Below are 19926 nucleotides of genomic sequence, written 5' to 3'. Positions count from 1 at the left end.
ATAACGGAGAACTAGGAGCTGGCGCGCTTCCTCTTCGCGTTCAGTGCGGAGGCCACGCGGCTCACCGGCGGCTTGCCCAGCACGCCGCTCATCTCGTTGGTTGCCGCCAGCAACCGGTCCATATCGACACCCGTCCTAATCCCCATGCCACCGAGCATATAGACGACGTCCTCGGTCGCGACGTTGCCGGTCGCGCCCGGCGCGTAGGGGCAGCCGCCGAGGCCGCCGGCGGCGGCGTCGATGACGCGGACGCCTTCCTCCAGCCCCGCATAGAGATTGGCGAGCGCCTGGCCGTAGGTGTCGTGAAAATGCATCGCGAGATTGGCGGGAGGGATGTTGGCGCTGACCGCCCGCAGCATCTCTTTGGCTTTGGCAGGCGTACCGACACCGATCGTGTCGCCGAGCGAGATCTCGTAGCAGCCGAGCTCCCACAGCGTGGTGGCGAGATCGGCGACCGCTTTCGGCTGGATCTCACCGTCGAACGGACAGCCCAGCACGCAGGAGATATAGCCGCGGACCTTGACACCATCGTCCCTGGCGCGCGCCAGCACCGGCTTAAACCGTTCGATGGACTCCGCGACCGTGCAATTGATGTTGGCCCGCGAAAAGCCCTCGGAGGCCGCGGCGAACACCGAGACGATCTTTGCGCCGGCCGCGCACGCGGCGTCATAGCCCTTCTCGTTCGGCACTAGCACGTGGAATTCGGCACTGGTCAAATGGCTAACGCCGCGCAGCACGGCGTCCGAGCTCGCCATCTGCGGGATCGCCTTGGGCGAGACGAAGGCGCCGACCTCGACTGTATTGAGGCCGGCCGCGACCAGCGCCTCGATGAAGGCGATCCGGGCCTCGACACTGACCGCCGTTTTCTCGTTCTGGAGGCCGTCACGCGGCCCCATTTCGATGATGCGGACCTTATCGCTCATCTCATTCTCCGGAAGGCTCGACCACGGCGAGCTCGACGCCCTCCTGGACGATGTCGCCGACCTTGCATTTGATGGATTTCAGCACGCCGGCATAGGGCGCACGCAGCGTCTGCTCCATCTTCATCACTTCCAGGGTGAGGATCGGCGCGCCCTTCTCGAGCTTGGCGCCCTCCTCCGCCAGCACGGCGACGACGGTGCCCGGCAAGGGCGCTGCGATCTTGTCCGCGCCGGCCTGCTCCTCCATCTCGCCGCCGAACGGATCGACCCAATGCAGGTCGAATCGCCCGTTGCGCGTGCGCAAATACAGCTCATGGCCGTCGATCACGGCCGCGACGAACGATTTGACGCCGTCAAGCGTCACGTCGAAGCCGCCGTCCCGGGGCGCGATCGCAAATGCCAGCTCGCGTTCGCCGATCACCAGCGTCGCTGGTCCGCTGCCATAGTTCAGCGTGATCTTCTGCTCGGACCCATGACCAACACCATGACCCGCGCGAAACGCAAAATTGCGCTGGCGGCGGCCGACCGGCATCCAGCCAAAGGTCTGCCAGGGCGAATTCGCGTCCGCCTGTGCAGCCTGCCGCTCGTGGTTGATCACAGCGGCCACCGCGGCGCAGAGCTCGAGCTCGCCCGGCGCCGCCGGGGCCTGCGTCAGAACCGTCAGTTCGCGCTCGATGAAGCCGGTGTCGATCGCGTTCGCCCTCACCTTCGGATGCGTCATCAGCGCCGACAGGAACGGGATGTTGGTCACGATGCCGCGGACGTCGGACTCTTCCAGCCCGCGGTTCAGCCGCTCGATCGCGACATCCCGCGTCGGCGCCCAGGCGATCATTTTTGCCAGCATCGCATCGTAGTACGGCGAAACCGTATCGCCTTCCCGATAGCCGGAGTCGATGCGCAGCCCCCCCGTTTCAGCGGGCAGACGCCAGGTTGATATCTTGCCCACCGACGGCATGAAGTTCTTGGTCGGGTTCTCCGCGTAGACCCGCGCCTCCACGGCGTGGCCGTGAAGCTTGATCTCGTCTTGCTTCAGCGGCAACGCCTCGCCGAAAGCGACGCGCAACTGCCACTCGACCAAGTCGATCCCCGTGATCAGCTCGGTCACGGGATGCTCGACCTGGAGACGAGTGTTCATCTCGATGAAGAACACGTCCTTGCCGTCGGACACGAACTCGATGGTGCCGGCGCCGACATAGTTGACGGCGCCCGCGGCCTTTCGCGCGGCGGCACAGACCGTCTCGCGCTGGGCGGGATTGAGCGTCGGCGACGGCGCCTCCTCGATCACCTTCTGGTGGCGGCGCTGCAGGGTGCATTCGCGTTCGAACAGCGAGAGCAGATTGCCGTGGCTGTCGCCGATCACCTGCACCTCGATATGCCTCGGGTTATCGACATATTTTTCGATCAGCATGCGGTCGTCGCCGAACGCGGCCTTGGCCTCGCGCTTCGCGCTGACGATCGCAGGCGCAAGTTCATCCGCGGAGCGAACGATGCGCATACCACGGCCGCCGCCGCCAGCGGACGCCTTCACCAGAATCGGGAAACCGACCTTCTCGGCCGCCTTCGCCAACGTCGCATCGTCCTGCGCCTCGCCGTGATAGCCTGGCACCAGCGGGACGCCGGCCTTCTCCATAAGCGCCTTGGAGCCGGACTTCGAGCCCATGGCAGTCATCATTGGCGCTGTCGGGCCGACGAAGACCAGTCCGGCGTCGAAACACGCCTGGGCGAATTCGGCATTCTCCGACAGGAAGCCATAGCCGGGATGGATCGCCTCCGCGCCGGTCTTGCGCGCGGCCTCGATCAGCCGCTCGACATTAAGATAGCTGTCGCGGGCACGTGCGGGCCCGAGCAGCACGGCCTCGTCGGCGAGCGCGACATGCATCGCGTCGCGGTCCGCCTCGGAATAGACCGCGACCGTGCGCAGGCCCATGGCGCGCGCGGTGCGGATCACGCGGCAGGCGATCTCGCCGCGGTTGGCGATCAGGAGGGTGCGAAAACGGCGGTAGAGCTTTGAGCGGTCCATCGCATCACATCCTGAACAGGCCGAATTTCGTCGGTTCGATCGGCGCATTCGACGCCGCCGAGAGGCCGAGACCGAGCACCAGCCTTGTGTCGGCCGGGTCGATCACGCCGTCGTCCCACAGCCGCGCGGTCGCGTAATACGGGTGCCCCTGGCTCTCATATTGCGCGCGGATCGGTTCGCGGAATTTATCTTCGTCTTCTTTCGACCAGCTGTCGCCCTTGGCCTCGATATTGTCGCGGCGGACCTGGCTCAGCACCATCGAGGCCTGCTCGCCGCCCATCACCGAGATGCGCGCGTTAGGCCACATCCACAGGAAGCGCGGGGAGTAGGCGCGGCCGCACATGCCGTAATTGCCGGCGCCGTAGGACCCGCCGATCACCACGGTGAATTTCGGCACCGACGCGGTCGCGACCGCCGTCACCAGCTTGGCGCCGTCACGCGCAATGCCGCCGGCTTCGTATTTCTTGCCGACCATGAAGCCGGTGATGTTCTGCAGGAACACCAGCGGAATGCCGCGCTGGCAGCACAGCTCGATGAAATGCGCCCCCTTCAGCGAGCTCTCGCTGAACAGGATGCCGTTGTTGGCAATGATGCCGACCGGAAAACCCCAGATGTGGGCGAAGCCGCACACCAGCGTCGTGCCGTAGAGCTTCTTGAACTCGTCGAACTCGGAACCATCGACGACGCGCGCAATGATGTCGCGCACGTCGAACGGCTTGCGCCCGTCGACGGGCACCACGCCGTAGATCTCCTCCGCCACGAACAAGGGATCACGCGGCGGATGCATGTTGAGGTTTGGTCGTACCGACGGCTTCAGCGTGCCGACGATGCGGCGGGCGATGCCGATCGCGTGTGCGTCGTTCTGGGCATAATGATCGGTCACACCCGATTGCCGCGAATGCACGTCGGCGCCACCAAGCTCCTCCGCGGTCACCACTTCGCCTGTCGCGGCCTTCACCAGCGGCGGCCCGCCGAGGAAGATCGTGCCCTGGTTGCGCACGATGATGCTCTCGTCCGACATCGCGGGGACATAGGCGCCGCCGGCTGTGCAGGAACCCATCACGATGGCAATCTGCGGGATTCCTTGCGAGGACATCTGCGCCTGGTTGTAGAAGATGCGGCCGAAATGCCGCTCGTCGGGAAATATCTCGTCCTGCAGCGGCAGGAAGGCGCCGCCGGAATCGACCATATAGACGCAGGGAAGATTGTTCTGCCGCGCCACGTCCTGCGCGCGCAGATGCTTCTTCACGGTCATGGGATAATAGGTGCCGCCTTTGATGGTGGCGTCGTTGGCGACGATCACGCATTCGCGGCCCGCGATGCGCCCGACCCCGGTGACGACGCTCGCCGAATGCACGTCGCCGCCGTAAAGGCCATAGGCCGCGAGCGGCGACAGCTCCATGAACGCGGTGCCGGGATCGACCAGCAGGTCGACGCGCTCGCGCGCCAGCATCTTGCCACGCGAGGTGTGGCGGTTGCGCGAGACCTCGCCGCCGCCGCCCGCAACCTGGCTCAGCTTTTCGCGCAGATCCGCGACGAGGGTGCGCATGGCCTCGGAATTGCGCGCAAAGTCCGAAGAAGACGTATCGATGCTGGAATGGAGCGGCATGTTGGTTCCAATTGCGTGAAGGTTTTAAGCCGTCTCAGCCATCAATTCGCGACCGATCAGCATGCGCCGGACCTCCGAGGTGCCGGCGCCGATCTCGTAGAGCTTTGCATCGCGCCACAGGCGTCCGACCGGAAATTCGGAGGTGTAGCCGACCCCGCCAAGCGCCTGGATCGCCTCACCCGCCATCCACGTCGCTTTCTCGGCGGAATAGAGGATCGCAGCGGCGGCGTCCTTGCGCAAGCTGCGCGCGTGATCGGCGCGGTCGCAGGCACGCCCCACCGCATAGACATAGGCGCGCGTGGCCTGCCAGGTCGCGTACATGTCGGCGAGCTTGCCCTGCATGAGCTGGAAGTCGCCGATCGGCTGCCCGAACTGCTTGCGCTCGTGCATATAGGGCACCACCGCGTCCATGCAGGCCGCCATGATCCCGAGTGGTCCACCCGAGAGGACCGTACGCTCATAGTCGAGGCCGGACATCAGCACCTTGACGCCCTCGCCGACCTTGCCAAGCACGTTCTCCTCCGGCACCTCGCATTCGTCGAAGAACAGCGGATACGTGTTGGAGCCGCGCATGCCGAGCTTGTCGAGATGCTGGCCGTGGCTGAAGCCCTTCGTCCCCTTCTCGACCAGGAAGGCGGTCATGCCGCGCGGGCCCGCTTCCGGATCGGTCTTGGCATAGACCACCAGCACGTCGGCATCGCCGCCATTGGTGATCCACATCTTCGAGCCGTTGAGCACGTAGCGGTCGCCGCGTTTGTCGGCGCGCAGTTTCATCGAGACGACGTCTGAGCCGGCGCCGGGCTCGGACATCGCGAGCGCGCCGACATACTCGCCGGAGATCAACTTTGGCAGATAGCGCTCGCGCTGCGCATCATTGCCGTTGCGGCGGATCTGGTTGACGCAGAGATTTGAGTGGGCGCCATAGGAGAGGCCGACCGCGGCCGAGCCGCGCGAAATCTCCTCCATCGCGACGATATGGGCGAGATAGCCCATGTTGGAGCCGCCATATTGCTCCGGCGCGGTCATGCCGAGCAGGCCGAGGTCGCCAAGGCGCTTCCAGAGGTCCGCCGGGAATAGATTGGCCTTCTCGATATCGGCGGCACGCGGGGCGATCTCCGCCTCCACGAAGGCGCGCAGCGTGTCGCGCAGCATGCTGATGTCTTCGCCCAGATCGAAATCGATGCTCGGGATATTCAAGGCGATTCCTCCCTATTTTGGGGACCGAACCTAGCGGCATCGGGGCCCTTCTGCGGTCGAAAAGGTTGCATTTTCCGCCAAACTTGGCGAGGATTTTCCCAGAGGATTTTCCGATGCCTTTTCAAGTCGCAACCGCGATCCCGCGCCGTGCCGTGACCCCTGCCGCCTTCGTCCGCGGCGTCGTTGCCGCTTACGAACGCTACGGCCGCGATCCGACCGAGGCGCTGAGCCGGGGTCAGGTAACGCCGGACCTTGTCAATTCTCCGGATGGGCGGGTCACGGCCGGCCAGTTCGAGGCGCTGGCGGGCCATGCCATGCGCGAACTCGATGACGAGGCGCTCGGCTGGTTCTCGCGGCGGCTGCCCTTTGGCACCTACGGCATGCTGTGCCGCGCCTCGATCACCGCCCCGACGCTGGAGGTCGCGCTCAAGCGCTGGTGCCGGCACCATCGTCTGCTCACCGAGGACGTGCTGCTCGATCTCGCCGTCGGCGAGGAGACCGCGGTCGTGTCCATCCGCGAACTGGCCGACCTCGGACCTCTACGCGAATTCTGCCTGGTCACCCTGCTCCGCTATGTTCTCGGCTTCTCCTGCTGGGCGGTGGATTCGCAAATCGCGCTCCGCGCCGCGGAATTTCCGTACCCCGAGCCCGGCCACGTCTCGGTCTATCCGACCATCTTTTGCCGAAACATCCGCTTCGGTGCGGACCGCGCTTCCATCACCTTCGACAAGCATTACCTGTCGCTGCCGCTCACCCGGAGCGCGGCGGACCTCGACAACATGCTCAAGGGCGCGCTGCGGCTGACCGTACTGCCCTATCGGCGCGACCGGCTGCTGGTCGAGCGCGTTCGCCGCGTACTCCGCAATGCGCGCGGACGCAGTCTCGGCGCCGAGGATGTCGCAAGCGAGCTGGCACTCTCCACCCGAACCATGCATCGGCGCCTGCGCGATGAAGCGACCTCACTGCGGGATCTCAAGGAAGAGGCAAAATTCGAGCTCGCCAAGCAGGAGTTGATGCGCGGGCGCAGCCCGATCAAGCGGATCGCGGAGATCGCCGGCTTCCGCAACGAGAAGAGCTTTTCTCGCGCCTTCCGCACCTGGGCCGGCGCCTCCCCGCGCGAGTTTCGCGGCAGGTATCGCTGAAGCGCGGGTTGTCATGCTGTTCCGGCCTCCGAGATCCAACTTGGAGGCCGCAACATTTCCAAACGGTCTCGCTCAGTTCGAGTTGGTCTGCCCGCCCGGGCGCAGCTTGGTGCGCGAGTGCGTCTGCTTCGGCTGGAAGGCCAGCGCGTCGGCCGACGTCTTCGCGCCGCCGCTCTGTGAGCACGAGCCGCCGATGCCGCCGGCCGCGGCCCGGCAGGCCTCCATCGTCGGATAGCCGCAGCCATGCGCGGCCTGGGCACCATTGGTGATGCAGTAGTCTTCTGCCTGGGCAGCCGGCGCGGTCATCATGAGAAACGCAGATGCAAACAGCGTCGCAGCGGATGCGACGAACGTCTTCGAGATCGAGGTCATGTTGTCTTTTCCTGCTTCAGGGTCCCACAAAAGAGGCCTCGGCATGCGACGCAGGCTGAGGTTCACACCTCGCATGTAGGCCAGCACCAGGAACCGGCAATCACGCTTCGGCGCATTGCAGAACTTCGCAAATCACATGTCACAGTTAGGTGAGTTACTTATGTTTATATCCGCCTTATCCGAACCTGTATCCCGGTAAGGGAGTCACTCCCGCGCCTTCGGATGTTTGGACGTCGTTACGCGAGCTACGTTTTGGGACCCGTCGCCGCCGAACTATCCTGCCGCCGCGATCTCCTGCAATGGCAGCGGCACGTCCTTCGCCACGCCCAGCACCGGAAAGCTGCGGACGTTCTTCACGTTCGGCATCGCGGCGAAATGCAGGAGCTGCTGGCGCATGCTCTCGACGCTCGGCGCCACGCATTTGAGAAGATAGTCGGTGTCTCCCGAAATCCGCCAGCACTGCTGGATGCGCGGGATCGCGGCGATCGAGCTCTCGAATGCCGCCAGCACCGGCTGGGCTTGGCTGCCGAGCTGGATCGAGACGAACGACACCACCTCGTAGCCGAGCAGCCGCTCGTCGATAACGGCGCGCACCGCCCGGATCACGCCGCGGCTGAACAGCGATTTCAGCCGCCTCACGCAGTTGGGCCCGGACACCCCGACGCGCAGCGCCAGCTCGTTATTGCGAACCCGCCCGTCCTGCTGCAACTCGGAGAGTATTTTCAGATCGACGCCGTCGAGCTGGTCACGCCCCGCCATAGCCCACCTCGTCATGGTCGCATCATGCGAGACAGCGAAGCACGGGGCGGAATGGCTGCCAAGGGCAGGACGATGGGAAGAACCGGCGTGGTTGGCCGAGCTTGTCCCGGCCAACCGCGGGCTTTTTACGTGGACGCTAAAACGTGGATGCCCGGGACAAGCCCGGGCATGACGAGAGTTTCGTTGCCCGCCCTCAATGCGTCCACGGCTCGCCGCGGCGGAACGAGAAATTGTCCGCATAGGCGACCGGACGGCGCACCGATTCCTTTGGCTCGATCACCTGGTAGGCGATGCCCTTGCGCTCGCAATAGGCGACCGCCTCTTCCTTGCTGTGGAAGTGCAGCGTGATCTGCTGCTTCATGTCGCCGGACGAGGTCCAGCCCATCAGCGGCTCGACCGCGCGCGGCTGCTCGGGCTCGTAGTCGAGCTGCCATTCCTTGGTCTTCGACCGGCCGGATTGCATCGCGTTCTTGGCGGGCTTGAAAATGCGTGCGGTCATGGACGGTCCGGGCCTCTTGTTCGTCTTTTCGTTCGATTTCGATGCGTCACGGTAGCAGTTGGTGGAAACCGCGGGCATAGTATAGAGACACCTTTAGGGAACTGATCGGTGATTCCGGCCCCCCGGGATGGCTCGCCAATGGGTATAATCATTATGCTGCATCGTGACAATTGCGTACCCGCCTTCCGCGCCGGGGTCTCGCCCGGTGGCCCTGCTTCGTTGACATCTACCTGTCCGTCCCCTCCGAAAGCTCCCGTCGCATGTCCTTCCTGAACATCAACGCCACGCTCCCCGAGAAGGGCCGTGACCTCAGGCTCGACCTGTTTCGCGGCATTGCGAACTGGGCGATCTTCCTCGACCATATCCCCGACAACGTGGTGAACTGGATCACCACCCGCAACTACGGCTTTTCCGACGCCGCGGATTTGTTCGTCTTCATCTCCGGCTACACCGCCTCCTTCGTCTATGCGCGGATGATGCTCGAGCGCGGCTTCCTGGTCGGTGCTACGAGGCTGACCAAGCGGGTCTGGCAGCTCTACGTCGCCCACATCATCCTGTTCGTGATCTACATCGCCTCGATCAGCTATCTGGCGCTGCGCTTCGGCGATTCCGAGATGATCAACGAGTTCAACGTCGCCGGCCTGGTGGACAACGCCACCGAGACGCTGCGCCAGGGCCTGTTCCTGCGCTTCAAGCCGCTCAATCTCGACGTGCTGCCGCTCTACATCGTGCTGATGGGGCTGTTTCCGCCCGTGCTCTGGTTCATGCTGCGCAAGCCGGACCTGACGATGGCATTGTCCATCGTGCTGTGGCTGACCGCGCGCCATTTCGGCCTGAACCTGAACGCCTATCCGGCCGGACAGTGGTACTTCAACCCGTATTGCTGGCAGGTGCTGTTCGTGTTCGGCGCCTGGTGCGCCATGGGCGGCGCGCGGCGCTCGATGACGCTGATCAACGCACCGGTCACGCTGTGGCTCTGTCTTGGTTACATGCTGTTTGCGCTGGTCATGACCATGGCCGGCCGCTTCCCGACCCTCGGCGGCATGTTCCCGGAATGGCTGTTCTCGGCGTTCAACCCGAACGACAAGACCAACCTCGCGCCCTACCGCTTTATCCACTTCGTCGTGATCGTGATCCTGGTGATCCGCTTCGTTCCCAAGGACTGGCCGGGCCTGGAATGGAAAGGGTTCGACCCCATCATCGTGTGCGGCCAGCAGTCGCTCGCCGTGTTCTGCGTCGGCGTGTTCCTGTCCTTCGTCGGTCATTTCGAGCTGTCGATGAGCTCGGGCTCGCTGTTCGCGCAGATCTTCGTCAGCGTCGCCGGGATCGCGATCATGACGACGGTGGCCTATTACATCTCCTGGTCGAAGAAGCAGGACAAGCCGCTGAAGCCGCCGCCGCCCAAGACTGCGGCCGCAAAGGCCGCTTGAACGGGCAGCTCCGATCCCGCCGGACGACAGCGCCGCCGCTTCAGGCCGCCGCTTCGCTGTCGTACTCGGTAAACTTCTTGTAGATCCAGTCACGGCCGTCGTGGCGGCGCCAGACCTTGCCGTAAACGAGCTGCCCGTTGATCGAGCGGCGCGGCACGAACACGGTCCAGAGGTGCCAGATCTCGGTCCAGCTCGCCTGCGGACCGACGGTTCGGACGTTGCGATCGAGAGACATGATACAGAACTCACAGGATACGAGCGCTGCGACGAACTGTGATGTCGTGTGAGCACGAATTTCAGGCAGACCGTCGCAAGCCGAACCGATCTGATAACAGTCGCGAAGGCGCCCGCAACAACCGCTCGCTCTTAACCTAACCGATCAACCTTATCTCCTGTGAGCGCGTGGCGAGACCGGTTGAAAGCGGCCGCCGATTTTCCTAGACTGTGTGCGATTTGAGAATGAGTGCGTCGTTTTGAGGACGCGCGTTGATTTCCAGGCTGACGCGAATTTTTGAAAACGATTGATGGGCGGGGGCCACCACGATGAATTTGCAATGTGCATGTCTGCGCTTGGCGCTGCATTCGACGCCGCCTGCTCTGCCCGCGAAGACGCCGGAGCAGGAGCCGCGGAAGGTCGCCAACGACAATCAGCTGGCCTGGCCATTCCTGCCGTTTCCGTTCGGCTGGTACGCGACGAACTGATGGTTGGAAAAGCGTAACGCGCGCAAGCGGAATATCATCGCTTGGCGGCGTCCGTTAGGCATTGGGCGCTGAAATCCCCAACACCAATATGTCTAGGACGACGCCTAAAGGTTCGACAAAGTTTTACGCATTCCGCGCCGCCCGACCCGCCCCAATGCCTTGAAAAGTCGCGCGGAAAGTCGCGTTGCGCAGGGAATGAGCGCCGAGGGTTAGGAAGGCTTTGGCGGCTGCGGGCATCGGCATCGAACGCGCGCCATGCACGGCTGGAGCTGCGCTCGCCTGGCGCCTCGCCGATTGGCTATTGTTCTGAGGCGCGGGTCTGGCCCACCTCGGACTGGTCGGGGCAGCTGGATTCGAACCAACGACCTGCAGTACCCAAAACTGCCGCGCTACCAGGCTGCGCTATACCCCGAATGTCCGGCGAGCCCCGTCGATACACGGTTCCCAAAGCGCCAGCAAGCCTTCCAAAGGCGCGAGCAAGCTTCCCAAAAGACCGCCAGGACGGGGCAATAAGCCCTCCCGCCTACTTGCTGCCGAACAGCGGGTGGCCCACGCGGTCGCCGGCGCGGATGCCATATTTCTGCGCCGTGCCTGCCACCACCTCCAGAACAGCCCGCGCGGGCCCCCTGGATGAGATGATCTTTGTCGACATCGGCTCGGTATTTTCGGCGATGCGCAGAATTCGGCCGTCGGCGCGAATGAAGATCATGTCGAGCGAGACGTAGGTGTTCTTCATCCACATCGACACCTCCTGCTCGGGATTAAAGTCGAACAGCATGCCTTTGCCGTCCGCCAGTTCCTTACGGTACATCAGGCCAGTCTGCTTCTCTTCCTCCGTCGTCGCGACCTCGACCGAGAACACCTGCACGCCGTTCCTGGTGACGATCTCGAGGGGCTGGAAGCTGGCGGCGCGCACGGGTGCGCTCGCGACGGCACAGCCGGCGATGACAAGGATGGCGGCAAGCCAGCCCTTCGCAAGGGCGAAGACGGCCTTTCGATCGAAATTCATGGATGGCTCTCGAGGCGTGGGACTGGACCAGTCCTTACGTGGCGGTCACCGGAAAAGCCAGAGGCGCGCCGGCCAGCCAGCGCGCCTCTGCTCACGATCGCGGGAATGGAATTAGTGGGACGAAACCGGCGATCCCGTCTCGGGATGGATCTCGGCCGCCATCATGCCCTTGGAGCCGGGCCCGAACCGGACCAGGACATACTGGCCGGGCCGCAACTCGGTCATGCCGAAGCGGCGCAGCGTCTCCATGTGCACGAAGATGTCGGGGGTGCCCTCGCCGCAGGTCAGGAAACCGAAACCGCGCAGCCGGTTGAACCATTTGACCTGAGCCCGCTCCAGCCCGCTGGTCGCCGTCACCGTGACATGGGTGCGCGGCGGCAGCATCTGCGCCGGATGGATCGCAGTCGACTCGTCCATCGAGACCACGCGGAACGCCTGGTAGCCCTTGGCGCGCTGGATGCACTCGACGACGATGCGGGCGCCCTCGTAGGCGGTCTGGAAGCCGTCGCGCCTAAGCACGGTGACGTGCAGGAGCACGTCGGGCCAGCCATTGTCGGGAACGATGAAGCCGTAGCCTTTTGAGGCGTCGAACCATTTGATGACGCCGTGAACCTCGACGAGGTTGGCGCTGCTCTCACCAAGTCCGGTGAACGGACTGAGTGCACTGTCGCGACCGCCACCGCCGTGTTCGCCCACCGCGGGAACTCCGACCTTCTTGGACTCAAATCCGTCCGACGACCCCATAACCCCGGACCCCACACATGCCATGCAACCCGCCTGAATGGCGGCGCCGAATCACGCGTCTTTAGAGAATCTTCTCAACTCGACGCGACGCGAATCTTTCGACTCAAAAGATAACACTCCCGGTTGCGACGCATAGACAAAAAAGAGATTCGGCGGAACCTATGAACAGCTTGCACAGCCGCGAATCAAATTGCTGCCTCAATTACCGACAAAGGGCCCCAGCGTTTCGCCGATGTCGTGGCGGATCACGAGGTCGGCGATGTCGTCCTGCTCCGTCGGCTCGCGATTGACGATCACTAGGCGTGCACCCGATTCCTTCGCCATCATCGGAAAGCCCGCGGCCGGCCATACCACCAGCGAGGAACCGATCGCGATGAAGAGATCGCAGGCTTGCGACAGCGCCGTCGCGCGCTGCATCTCGTCCTCGGGCATTGTCTGGCCGAAGGAGATCGTGGCGGTCTTCACCGGCTCGTCGCACACGGTACAGTTGGGCGCGGCGCCCTCCTCGTCGAAGCGGCGCTTCACCCAATCAAGCGGATAGGCCTGCCCGCATCCAATGCAGCGCGCATACGTGGTGTTGCCGTGAAGTTCGATCACGTGATCGCTTGCGACGCCGGAGGCCTGATGCAGATTGTCGATGTTCTGGGTGATGATCGCGGGAACCTTGCCGGCGCGGTAGAGTGAGGCGAGCGCGCGATGGCCGCGGCCGGGCTTAGCCGCCGCAAAGACCTCCTCCATCGCGAAGCGCCGGCGCCAGGATTCGTCGCGCGCCTCCTGGCTGGCGACGAACTCGTCGAACGGGATCGGGCGGTTGCGCGTCCAAATTCCGCCCGGCGAGCGAAAGTCGGGGATGCCGCATTCGGTCGAGATGCCGGCGCCGGTGAACGGCACGATCCGTTTGGCTTCGGCGATCATGTCGCCAAGACGCTCGACGCCGCTGCGAAGATCCGATGCAATCAACGCCGCCTCCCGTTTTGCTGTTTTACTGATTTGTTTTTGCGCTAGCTGCAACATGCGCAAGCGACAAGATTATTGACGCTGTTCTCCACCGCCACGCAAGACATGGTCGGCAATTTTTTCCGACCCTCGCTTATCACAATCCTGCAATGCCTCCTCCCCATTGACGCCCCAATCAGAAGCGCCAATGCATGTGTTGACGCGACTCAACGTGATTGCGGCGGCAGTGCTTGGGTTCAGTAGGACACATACTCACGTGCAGAGGGGATTTAACATGACCGAGGACGAACAACGCAAAATCCGCGAACGCGAAGAGATCGCCGCCCGTGTCGCCGCCTTCCGTGCCACCCAGGAAAAATTCAAGCGCGAACGTGAAGAGTATTTCGTGTCGACGCTCGACAACGCGCGCAAGGCGGAACGGCCCTCGCTCTGGCCGTAACGACACCGGATCACCGAGCATGAAAAAAGCCCGGAGCATTGCTCCGGGCTTTTCGTTTGTTCAGCCGTTACCAGTGACGGTAATAATGGTGGCGGCGGTAGTATGGTCCATCACCGTAATAAGCGTAGGGACCAGGGCCGTAGGCATAAGCGGGGCCGCCGTAGTAGCCATACCGCGGGCCGTAGCCATAGCCGTAAGGATGCGACGCGGCGACGGCGCCCGCGGTGATGGCGCCGGCGGCAAGACCGAACGCGAGGCCCGGACCGATGCCGCGGCCGCGCGCCTCGGCAGGCGAAGGCGCCGCGACCGCGGTCACGCCAACGGCCGCGACGGTAGCCAGAACTGCCAGTGTCTTCCTCATCATGAATCTCCTCCTTCGTATCTCGCACAGACAACGCCGGCGCGTTGCTATGGTTGCGCGCAAGCCTGTGGAACCGAGTTCGGAATAAATCCGGCCACGCATGGAACGGGCACGCGTTCCGCGAATTGTTTGCTCAAGTGCGGAAGCCTCCGCCGTCCGGTTGAGGCAACAGCACGAAGACCCCGTCAGCATCACCGATGCTGGCGGGGTTTTCAGTTGCACGCACAGCATTGGCAATGCGCCACAATTGCTGCCAGCGGGGAGCCGAGGAGGATAAAGTGCCGATATCCAAATTGCTGGCCCGTATCCGCAGGCTCGTTCCCAGATCCGGAGATCAGCATTACGACGAGATCGTCCGCAGTTTCGGTGTCGGTACGCTGCGCCCGCCGCCGACCCCGATGAGCGACGGCGAACTGGCGCGGGCGATTGCCGAGTTCCTTAAGGAACAGCCGTCGAGCGAGTCCGTAGGCGCCCTCGGCCGGCGGCTCGACCCCACCACCCCACTTTGAGGCGCCGGTCCGCCTTTGTCCGGGAACATGCGCTTCGCGCGCACGTTGGCGTAGCCTTCAAGGAGAAAGGAGGCCGACATGCCCGTTTGGCTCGAAATCCTGCTCAACCTGTCCGGCTATGCCGGCTTCGTGGCGCTCGCCTCACACGGCACCGCGTGCCCAAGCAATTGCGCCGACCATCAGACCTCCACCGACGACCGTTAATTCGTGTGCGGTAGCTGGCCCGCCGTACGCATCAGCCTGTCGGCTTTGACCGCGACACGCGTGTCCTCGAGCTGTGGCCGCAGCGAGACGCTGATCACCACGAAAGCCAGACAAAAGAGCGTGCCGACGATGGCGATGCGCCGGTAGGTGTGGCGGTCGCCCTGATAAAAGGACGGTTCTGAAAAAGGTGTCATGAATTCGTTCTTGGCAAAATTGCTTGTTGGCCAAAGTCGCTTGTTGGCCAAAGTCGGATCGCGTCTTCGCCAGACACCTATCGCAAGTGGCGGCAAGTGCAACGCGATTGCGCTTTTAACCTAACCGAATAGGGTTATCGGCTTCGCGGCAAGCTTCCGTTAGGAGTTCGCCAAGCCTCTTCAGAACAAGCGTCTTCAGAACACGCGTCTTCAGAACTCGGCGAGCCGCTTCAGGCTCGCACGAAAACCGAGGCTGCGATGGCCTGCGACCAGCACGGTGCCGAACACCTCGGCCGTGTCGTCGCTGAACGTCCCGGAGAAGCCGCTCGTTGCCTCCACTCCGCCGAACAGCGGCCGGGCGAAGCCATCCGCAAACGGCGTGTGCTGGTTGGTGACAAGCTCGCCCTTCCAGGTCCCGTGTTTCGAAGGGCCGTTGTTCGAATTGCCGTTCCGTGTAGACGCCGCGCGACCAGAAATACGGCCCGCCGCCGAGCAGAACGCCGTCACGCAGGATCAGCACGCCGCTGTCGCGGCCCTTCAGGCCGTCGAGCATGTGGAGGTGGATGGAATAAAGTCCGTTCTTCATGTTGCGTCCGCCGCTGGAGCAACGATAGCGCCGGCGACGGAGAGCGTCGAGACGGTGAAGCGAAGCTTGTGGTGATCCGTCGTCCGGCTTTGTTCCAGCTTCGCCTGCCTTTCGTTCTCGGAGAACGAATCGGAATCGCAGAAATCGGCACGAAGCAAGCCTTAATATATCGTTCGCACGCAAACGACCGCAGTCGCGCCAACGATCGCGCGCTCACATCGCGTCTTCGGATTTCGACCGCGGTGGCACCGGCGGCACCGAGGGCCTGTCGTTGCGCAAGCGCGGGTGCCGGTCGTACCAAAACACTTTTGCGATCTCGGCGAACATCTCGAGCAACAGCACGCATCCATGTCGCGTCTCCCTCGCCTCACTCGTAGCGAGGACAGGCGAACGGGACTGTGCGAAGCATCACGCCGGCTTGGTCAGGAAAGGCGTGTCCCGCATCGACACAGAAGCCACGACTTGTTCTGCATCCGACTCCATTTCGTTCGCAAGGAACGAATCGGAGTCGAGAAATCCAGCGCAAAACGATCCCTAACGATCGGTGAAGGCGCGCGCGATTGCCTGTTGTCATCGAGATAGTGCGATGCTCATCACGCCGCTCGCTTCGCCGTGTCCTTCGATAGATCCTTCTCCGAAAAGCATTCGAGGATCTGGATGCGGAGTTCTTCCGCGGCCGGACCATCAAGCTTCCTGAGCTGATTCCAGAGCCTGATTACTTCCCGCTGTTTCTCGACAGTCATGGGCACCTCCAAAACAATGTCGCTGCCAAAAGAGATGCGTCACTAGAACAAAATAGGAACAACAAGTCCAGCCCCTCCCCGCGAAACTCGCCGGGCACAGCGCCTTGGGCCTTCCGCGCGCCGACGGTTGCTTTTTAGGTTTTCAACCTTAAGTTCGAGCCACGGCGCGGCGGCTAGGCGCTGAAATCCCTTCCCCGCCAGCCAAGAAGGCGCCGTGCGAAAGCGCGGGGTTTTTCTTTTGGGGAACGCGCCACCGCCCTCCCCGTTAGTCATGCCGGAGCGAGGGATCGTGACCAGAAAATACTACGCCGTCGAAGTGGTGCGTCAGATCGAAGAGACCGTGGAGATCATGGTCGAAGCGCCGGATCAGACCGCCGCACATGATGCAGCGCTCGCGCACCTGAAGGCGCGCGGCTCCGAATATCAGTGGCTCAATCCCAAATGCGATCTCATCGTCTGGCGCGAGCGCCAGGTCGATACGCCGGCAATCATCGACGTTTCCATGTCGCCGGACTAGCGGCCGGAACGAATTTTCCCGGCCCGCATTGTCAGGTCGAATTCAGTGGTGCTGGCGGCCTGTCGCGACGCGGCCGACCAGCTTGAAGAGCCCCGGTCCTCAAGACCGGGGTTTTTCTTTGAGGCGGCCGCACGGAGGCGACTTCATTCGAACGGGGACCGAACAGCAAAGCAGCCACCCGGGCGTTACGCCGAATGGCTGCTTTGAGAACTGTCGACGCTCGCCTCTGTCCGCCTCATGGACCAGCAAAGTCAGACCGGCAGATTGTCGGTCATCCCGGGCGGGACTTCGCCTTGCTCGGTCCGCTCGGCGAGAAGCTCCTTTTCGGCCTCGTACCAGAAGGTGTCCATCGTGCCTGCGGGCTCGCCAGCCTCCTTCCAGAGGTGATAGGCCCGATTTCGAATCTCTTCTTCGCTGAGACCAGTCATGTGATTTCTCCCTTTCGGAAGCAAAGCCTGACGACGCCCTAGAGTTCCTTAAGAGAGTTCCTTATTGGTTCAGCACAAGCAAGCAATCATTGCAGCGCTCCGCGAAAAGAAGCCTCCGCAACGAAAACGCGAGCCCTTAGACGGAGTCTTTGGCCACCTTCAGCGGCGAGGCCTTCACCGACTTGCTCGCCGGCTTCGCGGCGAACTGCATCGGCTCCTTGGTGAAGGGATTGACGCCCATGCGGGCTTCGGTCGCCGGCTTGTTCACCACCGACATCTTCACGAAGCCGGGAATGACGAACTCGCCGGACTCGTTGAGCTCCTTGTAGCCGACCGTCGCCATGTACTCGATGACCGACTTCACGTCGTTCTTCGACAGCTGCGTGCCCTCGGCAATTGCATCGATCAACTGAGTCTTCGTCATCTTCGCCATGTCTGAATTTCCTTCTGTGCGCGCGAGCAGGCTTTGCTCAGGACGCGGTCCGACCGCGCAACGCGCTTCTGTTTCATGCCAACTTTCATGAAGTGACGGGGCTTAGAACCCATCGACGCCCAAAACGCAAGCAGGGGTTCTGCGGAGGGCCGGACGCCCCGGCAAAGATGCCGCAGCTTCCGCCGTTTTCGCGTTGAACCATTTTCTCCCCGAGGCGTCTAACTCTTTGAAGTCCCCAAGCTTCACCCCCCATCAGAGAGCCCCGCTTCCCCCAGGCGGGGCTTTCGTCTTTGCCTGGACCCGGCCCCGCACTGCCGATCAGGCTGGCCCCCGAGGTCTGCGCCCGGCCACCCCGGTGACCGTCACAAGGCAGGTTCTCTTTTCCGGCCATCTCCTGCATAATGCGGCATGGCAAAAACAAAAGTGACCTTCAAAACCGTCCGCATTGCAGACAACGACTGGAAAATCCTGGCGGATTACCCGGACAGCGAACAGCGCGAAATCAAGGGCTTCACCAGCAAGGCAGACGCCGACGACTGGATCAATGGCGACCGCAAGATCGCGTGGCTCCGCTCCCAGGGATACGCCAAGTAAACCGCGCATGAGTCACGCGCGTATCGCGTGACGCCCGTATGGGTATGAGGCGCGCTTCGTCCCTCCCGCTCCATAGGTTCTTTCCGTGCCGGCGCCTTGCCGAGCAAGCGGCAACGCCCGCGCGTCCTATCGGCTGGACGGGAGCGCCTGGTCGATAAACCTTTGGCTGGGCATGCGCCGTTGAGACTTCGGTAACCTAACGCCTCCAAGCTCCTCTTAGTATCGTTGCGTTGGAGTACCCCACAGTGCTGGATTTTAACGAGCTGCGTGAACTCGCGGCCGATGTTCGCGTGTTCGTCGACATTGCCGAAGACAAGGCCGAAGCGCTTCGCGCCGTCATCACAGCCTATGACGTGGTGCTCGCGATCTTCCCGTCGGGAGAGGGCATGGGTCTCCACGTCATCAAGGGCGGCGAGATCCTGGACAGGATTGCAAACTCACGAACCAATACGAGCTACAGCCACACGGCCATTGCGGTTCCCGACCTGGAGCACGCGGAAGTGCTCAAGCACCTGACGGGCCCGGCCGATCAGCGGCTTGCGGCTTAGAGCGTTTTCAAGTTCGCGCGACGAAAACGCGTCACAACAATCTGGAGCGGTTCTGATTCAAGCAGAACCGACAACGCCTCGTTGCAGACGAGAATTTTTGCACTCCGGAACGCCTTGTTTTAGGAACACGGTTTCTGCGCTCCCGTTGGCCCACACAACCAACCAGGAGTTTGAGATGAAGAAGCTCGTCATTGCGACCGCCGCCCTCGGCCTCATGTGCGGCTCTGCCTTGGCCCAGACCCAGACCGGCCCCGCCGCGCAGTCCGACAACATGCAGAAGCCCGGCATGACCAACACGGACAAGGGCACGATGAGCAGCGGCACGACCGGCGTGAGCCATGACGGCATGAGCAAGGGCGGAATGGTGAGGCCCGACGCCTCCGGCCAGGGCGGCTCCGGCCCGGGCAGCGACCAGGGCGGTACCAAGACCCGCAGCAACAAGAAGTAAGCCGGTTTCCTGTACGGCTCGCTTCCCGGCCGCGTCGCTTCCACAAGCGGCGCGGCCATTTCATGAGAAGGGTCTTTGGAACCTGTCGAATGCACTCCTCACAATCGTGCGCGCACCGGAACGGTCAGGTCTTGCCGCGAGTTGCCCCATCTCCAGCAAGGAGATCGTCATGAGCGTTGAAGGTAAAGTGAAGGAAGGCGCCGGATTCATCAAAGAAGAGATGAACGAACACGGCAAGTCCCCCGAGAGCCAGAAGAAGGCCCAGGAAGGTCGCGACTTGCGCAACGAAGGCCGGATCGAAGACGGCAAGCCGCCGAAGACGACGAAGCCGGGCACCGGTCACTAGATCGCGTTCGAAACCCCGTTTGGTGAAAGCCGCCCCTGGTCATGTCAGGGGCGGTTTTTCACGTTCATGACCAGCCGATACGTGCCCATGCGATCTTCCGAAGCTGTGATCCTCCGAAGGTGCAGTCCTACAAAAATAGCCGGAGGCTCGAAGCATGCAGGGCGATGGCTGGTAGAACGCTCCGGCTGTTGTATGGTCGAACGTTTCTTGTGAGGG

At 62.9% G+C, this 19926-nt stretch carries 28 protein-coding genes, 1 tRNA gene and 1 pseudogene; 11 read left to right on the top strand and 19 right to left on the bottom strand.

The window, feature by feature from the left end; genetic code table 11:
* Positions 1 to 11: 11 nt before the first annotated feature.
* Genes IVB36_RS03130 through IVB36_RS03115 form a run of 4 tightly spaced genes read right to left on the bottom strand, consistent with a single transcriptional unit; the run spans position 12 to position 5746 of the window.
* Positions 12 to 923 carry a hydroxymethylglutaryl-CoA lyase gene (locus tag IVB36_RS03130; protein ID WP_018457768.1) on the bottom strand — a complete coding sequence of 304 codons (912 nt, stop codon included), beginning with the start codon at positions 921 to 923 and terminating at the stop codon, positions 12 to 14.
* Position 924: 1 nt separating this feature from the next.
* The gene (locus IVB36_RS03125) at positions 925 to 2940 is read right to left on the bottom strand and encodes an acetyl/propionyl/methylcrotonyl-CoA carboxylase subunit alpha (RefSeq protein WP_162496461.1); all 2016 of its coding nucleotides are present in this window, start codon (positions 2938 to 2940) and stop codon (positions 925 to 927) included.
* Between the two features lie 4 nt (positions 2941 to 2944).
* On the bottom strand, positions 2945 to 4549 hold the full coding sequence (locus IVB36_RS03120; RefSeq protein ID WP_247390582.1) for a carboxyl transferase domain-containing protein: 1605 nt from the start codon (positions 4547 to 4549) through the stop codon (positions 2945 to 2947).
* A gap of 24 nt (positions 4550 to 4573) precedes the next feature.
* On the bottom strand, positions 4574 to 5746 hold the full coding sequence (locus IVB36_RS03115) for an isovaleryl-CoA dehydrogenase (RefSeq protein ID WP_018457765.1): 1173 nt from the start codon (positions 5744 to 5746) through the stop codon (positions 4574 to 4576).
* A gap of 113 nt (positions 5747 to 5859) precedes the next feature.
* Between IVB36_RS03115 and IVB36_RS03110 the strand changes: the two genes are divergently transcribed.
* Entirely contained in the window at positions 5860 to 6888 is a 1029-nt protein-coding gene (locus IVB36_RS03110; protein WP_018457764.1) for an AraC family transcriptional regulator, read from the top strand.
* Positions 6889 to 6960: 72 nt separating this feature from the next.
* Here IVB36_RS03110 and IVB36_RS03105 read toward each other — a convergent pair whose 3' ends face one another.
* The 3 genes from IVB36_RS03105 to IVB36_RS03095 form a co-directional block, all read right to left on the bottom strand.
* A complete protein-coding gene (locus tag IVB36_RS03105) occupies positions 6961 to 7260 on the bottom strand; it encodes a DUF3551 domain-containing protein (RefSeq protein ID WP_018457763.1) in 300 nt (99 codons plus the stop codon).
* 273 nt (positions 7261 to 7533) lie between these two features.
* Positions 7534 to 8019 carry an Lrp/AsnC family transcriptional regulator gene (locus IVB36_RS03100; RefSeq protein WP_007591345.1) on the bottom strand — a complete coding sequence of 162 codons (486 nt, stop codon included), beginning with the start codon at positions 8017 to 8019 and terminating at the stop codon, positions 7534 to 7536.
* Positions 8020 to 8212: 193 nt separating this feature from the next.
* Entirely contained in the window at positions 8213 to 8518 is a 306-nt protein-coding gene (locus IVB36_RS03095; RefSeq protein ID WP_007591346.1) for an ETC complex I subunit, read from the bottom strand.
* A gap of 260 nt (positions 8519 to 8778) precedes the next feature.
* On the opposite strand from IVB36_RS03095, the gene IVB36_RS03090 reads away from it, so the two are divergent.
* Complete coding sequence (locus IVB36_RS03090; RefSeq protein WP_018457761.1) at positions 8779 to 9948, top strand: OpgC domain-containing protein; 1170 nt, start codon at positions 8779 to 8781, stop codon at positions 9946 to 9948.
* 40 nt (positions 9949 to 9988) lie between these two features.
* Here the strand turns inward: IVB36_RS03090 and IVB36_RS03085 are convergent, their stop codons facing one another.
* Positions 9989 to 10183: a hypothetical protein gene (locus tag IVB36_RS03085; protein WP_018457760.1), complete on the bottom strand. Its 195-nt coding sequence runs from the start codon at positions 10181 to 10183 to the stop codon at positions 9989 to 9991.
* Positions 10184 to 10518: 335 nt separating this feature from the next.
* On the opposite strand from IVB36_RS03085, the gene IVB36_RS40090 reads away from it, so the two are divergent.
* On the top strand, positions 10519 to 10650 hold the full coding sequence (locus IVB36_RS40090; protein ID WP_256374433.1) for a hypothetical protein: 132 nt from the start codon (positions 10519 to 10521) through the stop codon (positions 10648 to 10650).
* Between the two features lie 335 nt (positions 10651 to 10985).
* Here IVB36_RS40090 and IVB36_RS03080 read toward each other — a convergent pair.
* From IVB36_RS03080 to IVB36_RS03065, 4 genes are all read right to left on the bottom strand, one after another.
* Positions 10986 to 11062 (bottom strand) — tRNA-Pro (locus IVB36_RS03080).
* Positions 11063 to 11173: 111 nt separating this feature from the next.
* The gene (locus IVB36_RS03075) at positions 11174 to 11659 is read right to left on the bottom strand and encodes a DUF192 domain-containing protein (protein WP_018457758.1); all 486 of its coding nucleotides are present in this window, start codon (positions 11657 to 11659) and stop codon (positions 11174 to 11176) included.
* A gap of 111 nt (positions 11660 to 11770) precedes the next feature.
* Positions 11771 to 12403, bottom strand: coding sequence for a cold-shock protein (locus IVB36_RS03070; protein WP_018457757.1), 633 nt, complete (start codon positions 12401 to 12403; stop codon positions 11771 to 11773).
* Between the two features lie 198 nt (positions 12404 to 12601).
* Complete coding sequence (locus tag IVB36_RS03065) at positions 12602 to 13363, bottom strand: NAD-dependent protein deacetylase (RefSeq protein WP_247296832.1); 762 nt, start codon at positions 13361 to 13363, stop codon at positions 12602 to 12604.
* 271 nt (positions 13364 to 13634) lie between these two features.
* Between IVB36_RS03065 and IVB36_RS03060 the strand changes: the two genes are divergently transcribed.
* Positions 13635 to 13799: a hypothetical protein gene (locus tag IVB36_RS03060; RefSeq protein WP_018457755.1), complete on the top strand. Its 165-nt coding sequence runs from the start codon at positions 13635 to 13637 to the stop codon at positions 13797 to 13799.
* 67 nt (positions 13800 to 13866) lie between these two features.
* Here IVB36_RS03060 and IVB36_RS03055 read toward each other — a convergent pair whose 3' ends face one another.
* The gene (locus IVB36_RS03055) at positions 13867 to 14160 is read right to left on the bottom strand and encodes a hypothetical protein (RefSeq protein ID WP_026233439.1); all 294 of its coding nucleotides are present in this window, start codon (positions 14158 to 14160) and stop codon (positions 13867 to 13869) included.
* A gap of 278 nt (positions 14161 to 14438) precedes the next feature.
* Here IVB36_RS03055 and IVB36_RS03050 point away from each other — a divergent pair, with 278 nt between their 5' ends.
* Together IVB36_RS03050 and IVB36_RS40085 are read left to right on the top strand one after the other, a co-directional pair.
* Positions 14439 to 14669: a hypothetical protein gene (locus IVB36_RS03050; protein WP_007610151.1), complete on the top strand. Its 231-nt coding sequence runs from the start codon at positions 14439 to 14441 to the stop codon at positions 14667 to 14669.
* Positions 14670 to 14747: 78 nt separating this feature from the next.
* Entirely contained in the window at positions 14748 to 14873 is a 126-nt protein-coding gene (locus IVB36_RS40085) for a hypothetical protein (protein ID WP_256464728.1), read from the top strand.
* On the opposite strand, the gene IVB36_RS03045 is transcribed toward IVB36_RS40085, so the two are convergent.
* The 4 genes and pseudogenes from IVB36_RS03045 to IVB36_RS03035 form a co-directional block, all read right to left on the bottom strand.
* Positions 14870 to 15067, bottom strand: a complete 198-nt coding sequence (locus tag IVB36_RS03045; RefSeq protein WP_247296834.1) for a hypothetical protein — start codon at positions 15065 to 15067, stop codon at positions 14870 to 14872. The genes IVB36_RS40085 and IVB36_RS03045 overlap by 4 nt on opposite strands.
* A gap of 210 nt (positions 15068 to 15277) precedes the next feature.
* Positions 15278 to 15653 (bottom strand): annotated as a pseudogene (locus tag IVB36_RS03040) (GrlR family regulatory protein).
* Positions 15654 to 15866: 213 nt separating this feature from the next.
* Positions 15867 to 15995, bottom strand: a complete 129-nt coding sequence (locus IVB36_RS40080; protein ID WP_256467224.1) for a hypothetical protein — start codon at positions 15993 to 15995, stop codon at positions 15867 to 15869.
* 251 nt (positions 15996 to 16246) lie between these two features.
* Positions 16247 to 16396, bottom strand: coding sequence for a hypothetical protein (locus IVB36_RS03035; RefSeq protein ID WP_247297357.1), 150 nt, complete (start codon positions 16394 to 16396; stop codon positions 16247 to 16249).
* A gap of 289 nt (positions 16397 to 16685) precedes the next feature.
* Between IVB36_RS03035 and IVB36_RS03030 the strand changes: the two genes are divergently transcribed.
* Positions 16686 to 16913 (top strand): hypothetical protein, encoded by a 228-nt coding sequence (locus IVB36_RS03030; protein ID WP_247390580.1) that lies wholly within the window; start codon positions 16686 to 16688, stop codon positions 16911 to 16913.
* Positions 16914 to 17164: 251 nt separating this feature from the next.
* Here the strand turns inward: IVB36_RS03030 and IVB36_RS03025 are convergent, their stop codons facing one another.
* Complete coding sequence (locus IVB36_RS03025; protein WP_247390577.1) at positions 17165 to 17341, bottom strand: DUF2934 domain-containing protein; 177 nt, start codon at positions 17339 to 17341, stop codon at positions 17165 to 17167.
* Between the two features lie 136 nt (positions 17342 to 17477).
* The gene (locus tag IVB36_RS03020) at positions 17478 to 17774 is read right to left on the bottom strand and encodes an HU family DNA-binding protein (RefSeq protein ID WP_007591377.1); all 297 of its coding nucleotides are present in this window, start codon (positions 17772 to 17774) and stop codon (positions 17478 to 17480) included.
* 408 nt (positions 17775 to 18182) lie between these two features.
* Here IVB36_RS03020 and IVB36_RS03015 point away from each other — a divergent pair, with 408 nt between their 5' ends.
* The 4 genes from IVB36_RS03015 (at position 18183) to IVB36_RS03000 (ending at position 19710) form a co-directional block, all read left to right on the top strand.
* Entirely contained in the window at positions 18183 to 18368 is a 186-nt protein-coding gene (locus tag IVB36_RS03015) for a hypothetical protein (protein ID WP_007591378.1), read from the top strand.
* A gap of 245 nt (positions 18369 to 18613) precedes the next feature.
* Positions 18614 to 18916, top strand: a complete 303-nt coding sequence (locus tag IVB36_RS03010) for a hypothetical protein (protein WP_018454373.1) — start codon at positions 18614 to 18616, stop codon at positions 18914 to 18916.
* A gap of 175 nt (positions 18917 to 19091) precedes the next feature.
* Positions 19092 to 19364 (top strand): hypothetical protein, encoded by a 273-nt coding sequence (locus IVB36_RS03005; protein ID WP_247368482.1) that lies wholly within the window; start codon positions 19092 to 19094, stop codon positions 19362 to 19364.
* 169 nt (positions 19365 to 19533) lie between these two features.
* The gene (locus IVB36_RS03000; RefSeq protein ID WP_007610124.1) at positions 19534 to 19710 is read left to right on the top strand and encodes a hypothetical protein; all 177 of its coding nucleotides are present in this window, start codon (positions 19534 to 19536) and stop codon (positions 19708 to 19710) included.
* Positions 19711 to 19926: the final 216 nt, after the last annotated feature.

This window comes from Bradyrhizobium sp. 35 (genome assembly GCF_023073215.1).
GTDB classification, from domain to species: domain Bacteria; phylum Pseudomonadota; class Alphaproteobacteria; order Rhizobiales; family Xanthobacteraceae; genus Bradyrhizobium; species Bradyrhizobium canariense_D.
Note: the sequence above shows the minus strand (reverse complement) of the source record. Positions and strands in the feature narration are given on the sequence as shown.

Excerpts from the sequence above, each read along its gene's own strand:
- IVB36_RS03130 (WP_018457768.1), bottom strand. The coding sequence starts at position 923 with ATGAGCGATAAGGTCCGCATCATCGAAATGGGGCCGCGTGACGGCCTC.
- IVB36_RS03125 (WP_162496461.1), bottom strand. The coding sequence starts at position 2,940 with ATGGACCGCTCAAAGCTCTACCGCCGTTTTCGCACCCTCCTGATCGCC.
- IVB36_RS03120 (WP_247390582.1), bottom strand. The coding sequence starts at position 4,549 with ATGCCGCTCCATTCCAGCATCGATACGTCTTCTTCGGACTTTGCGCGC.
- IVB36_RS03110 (WP_018457764.1), top strand. The coding sequence starts at position 5,860 with ATGCCTTTTCAAGTCGCAACCGCGATCCCGCGCCGTGCCGTGACCCCT.
- IVB36_RS03105 (WP_018457763.1), bottom strand. The coding sequence starts at position 7,260 with ATGACCTCGATCTCGAAGACGTTCGTCGCATCCGCTGCGACGCTGTTT.
- IVB36_RS03100 (WP_007591345.1), bottom strand. The coding sequence starts at position 8,019 with ATGGCGGGGCGTGACCAGCTCGACGGCGTCGATCTGAAAATACTCTCC.
- IVB36_RS03095 (WP_007591346.1), bottom strand. The coding sequence starts at position 8,518 with ATGACCGCACGCATTTTCAAGCCCGCCAAGAACGCGATGCAATCCGGC.
- IVB36_RS03090 (WP_018457761.1), top strand. The coding sequence starts at position 8,779 with ATGTCCTTCCTGAACATCAACGCCACGCTCCCCGAGAAGGGCCGTGAC.
- IVB36_RS03085 (WP_018457760.1), bottom strand. The coding sequence starts at position 10,183 with ATGTCTCTCGATCGCAACGTCCGAACCGTCGGTCCGCAGGCGAGCTGG.
- IVB36_RS03075 (WP_018457758.1), bottom strand. The coding sequence starts at position 11,659 with ATGAATTTCGATCGAAAGGCCGTCTTCGCCCTTGCGAAGGGCTGGCTT.
- IVB36_RS03070 (WP_018457757.1), bottom strand. The coding sequence starts at position 12,403 with ATGGGGTCGTCGGACGGATTTGAGTCCAAGAAGGTCGGAGTTCCCGCG.
- IVB36_RS03060 (WP_018457755.1), top strand. The coding sequence starts at position 13,635 with ATGACCGAGGACGAACAACGCAAAATCCGCGAACGCGAAGAGATCGCC.
- IVB36_RS03055 (WP_026233439.1), bottom strand. The coding sequence starts at position 14,160 with ATGAGGAAGACACTGGCAGTTCTGGCTACCGTCGCGGCCGTTGGCGTG.
- IVB36_RS40085 (WP_256464728.1), top strand. The coding sequence starts at position 14,748 with ATGCCCGTTTGGCTCGAAATCCTGCTCAACCTGTCCGGCTATGCCGGC.
- IVB36_RS03045 (WP_247296834.1), bottom strand. The coding sequence starts at position 15,067 with ATGACACCTTTTTCAGAACCGTCCTTTTATCAGGGCGACCGCCACACC.
- IVB36_RS03035 (WP_247297357.1), bottom strand. The coding sequence starts at position 16,396 with ATGACTGTCGAGAAACAGCGGGAAGTAATCAGGCTCTGGAATCAGCTC.
- IVB36_RS03025 (WP_247390577.1), bottom strand. The coding sequence starts at position 17,341 with ATGACTGGTCTCAGCGAAGAAGAGATTCGAAATCGGGCCTATCACCTC.
- IVB36_RS03020 (WP_007591377.1), bottom strand. The coding sequence starts at position 17,774 with ATGGCGAAGATGACGAAGACTCAGTTGATCGATGCAATTGCCGAGGGC.
- IVB36_RS03015 (WP_007591378.1), top strand. The coding sequence starts at position 18,183 with ATGGCAAAAACAAAAGTGACCTTCAAAACCGTCCGCATTGCAGACAAC.
- IVB36_RS03005 (WP_247368482.1), top strand. The coding sequence starts at position 19,092 with ATGAAGAAGCTCGTCATTGCGACCGCCGCCCTCGGCCTCATGTGCGGC.
- IVB36_RS03000 (WP_007610124.1), top strand. The coding sequence starts at position 19,534 with ATGAGCGTTGAAGGTAAAGTGAAGGAAGGCGCCGGATTCATCAAAGAA.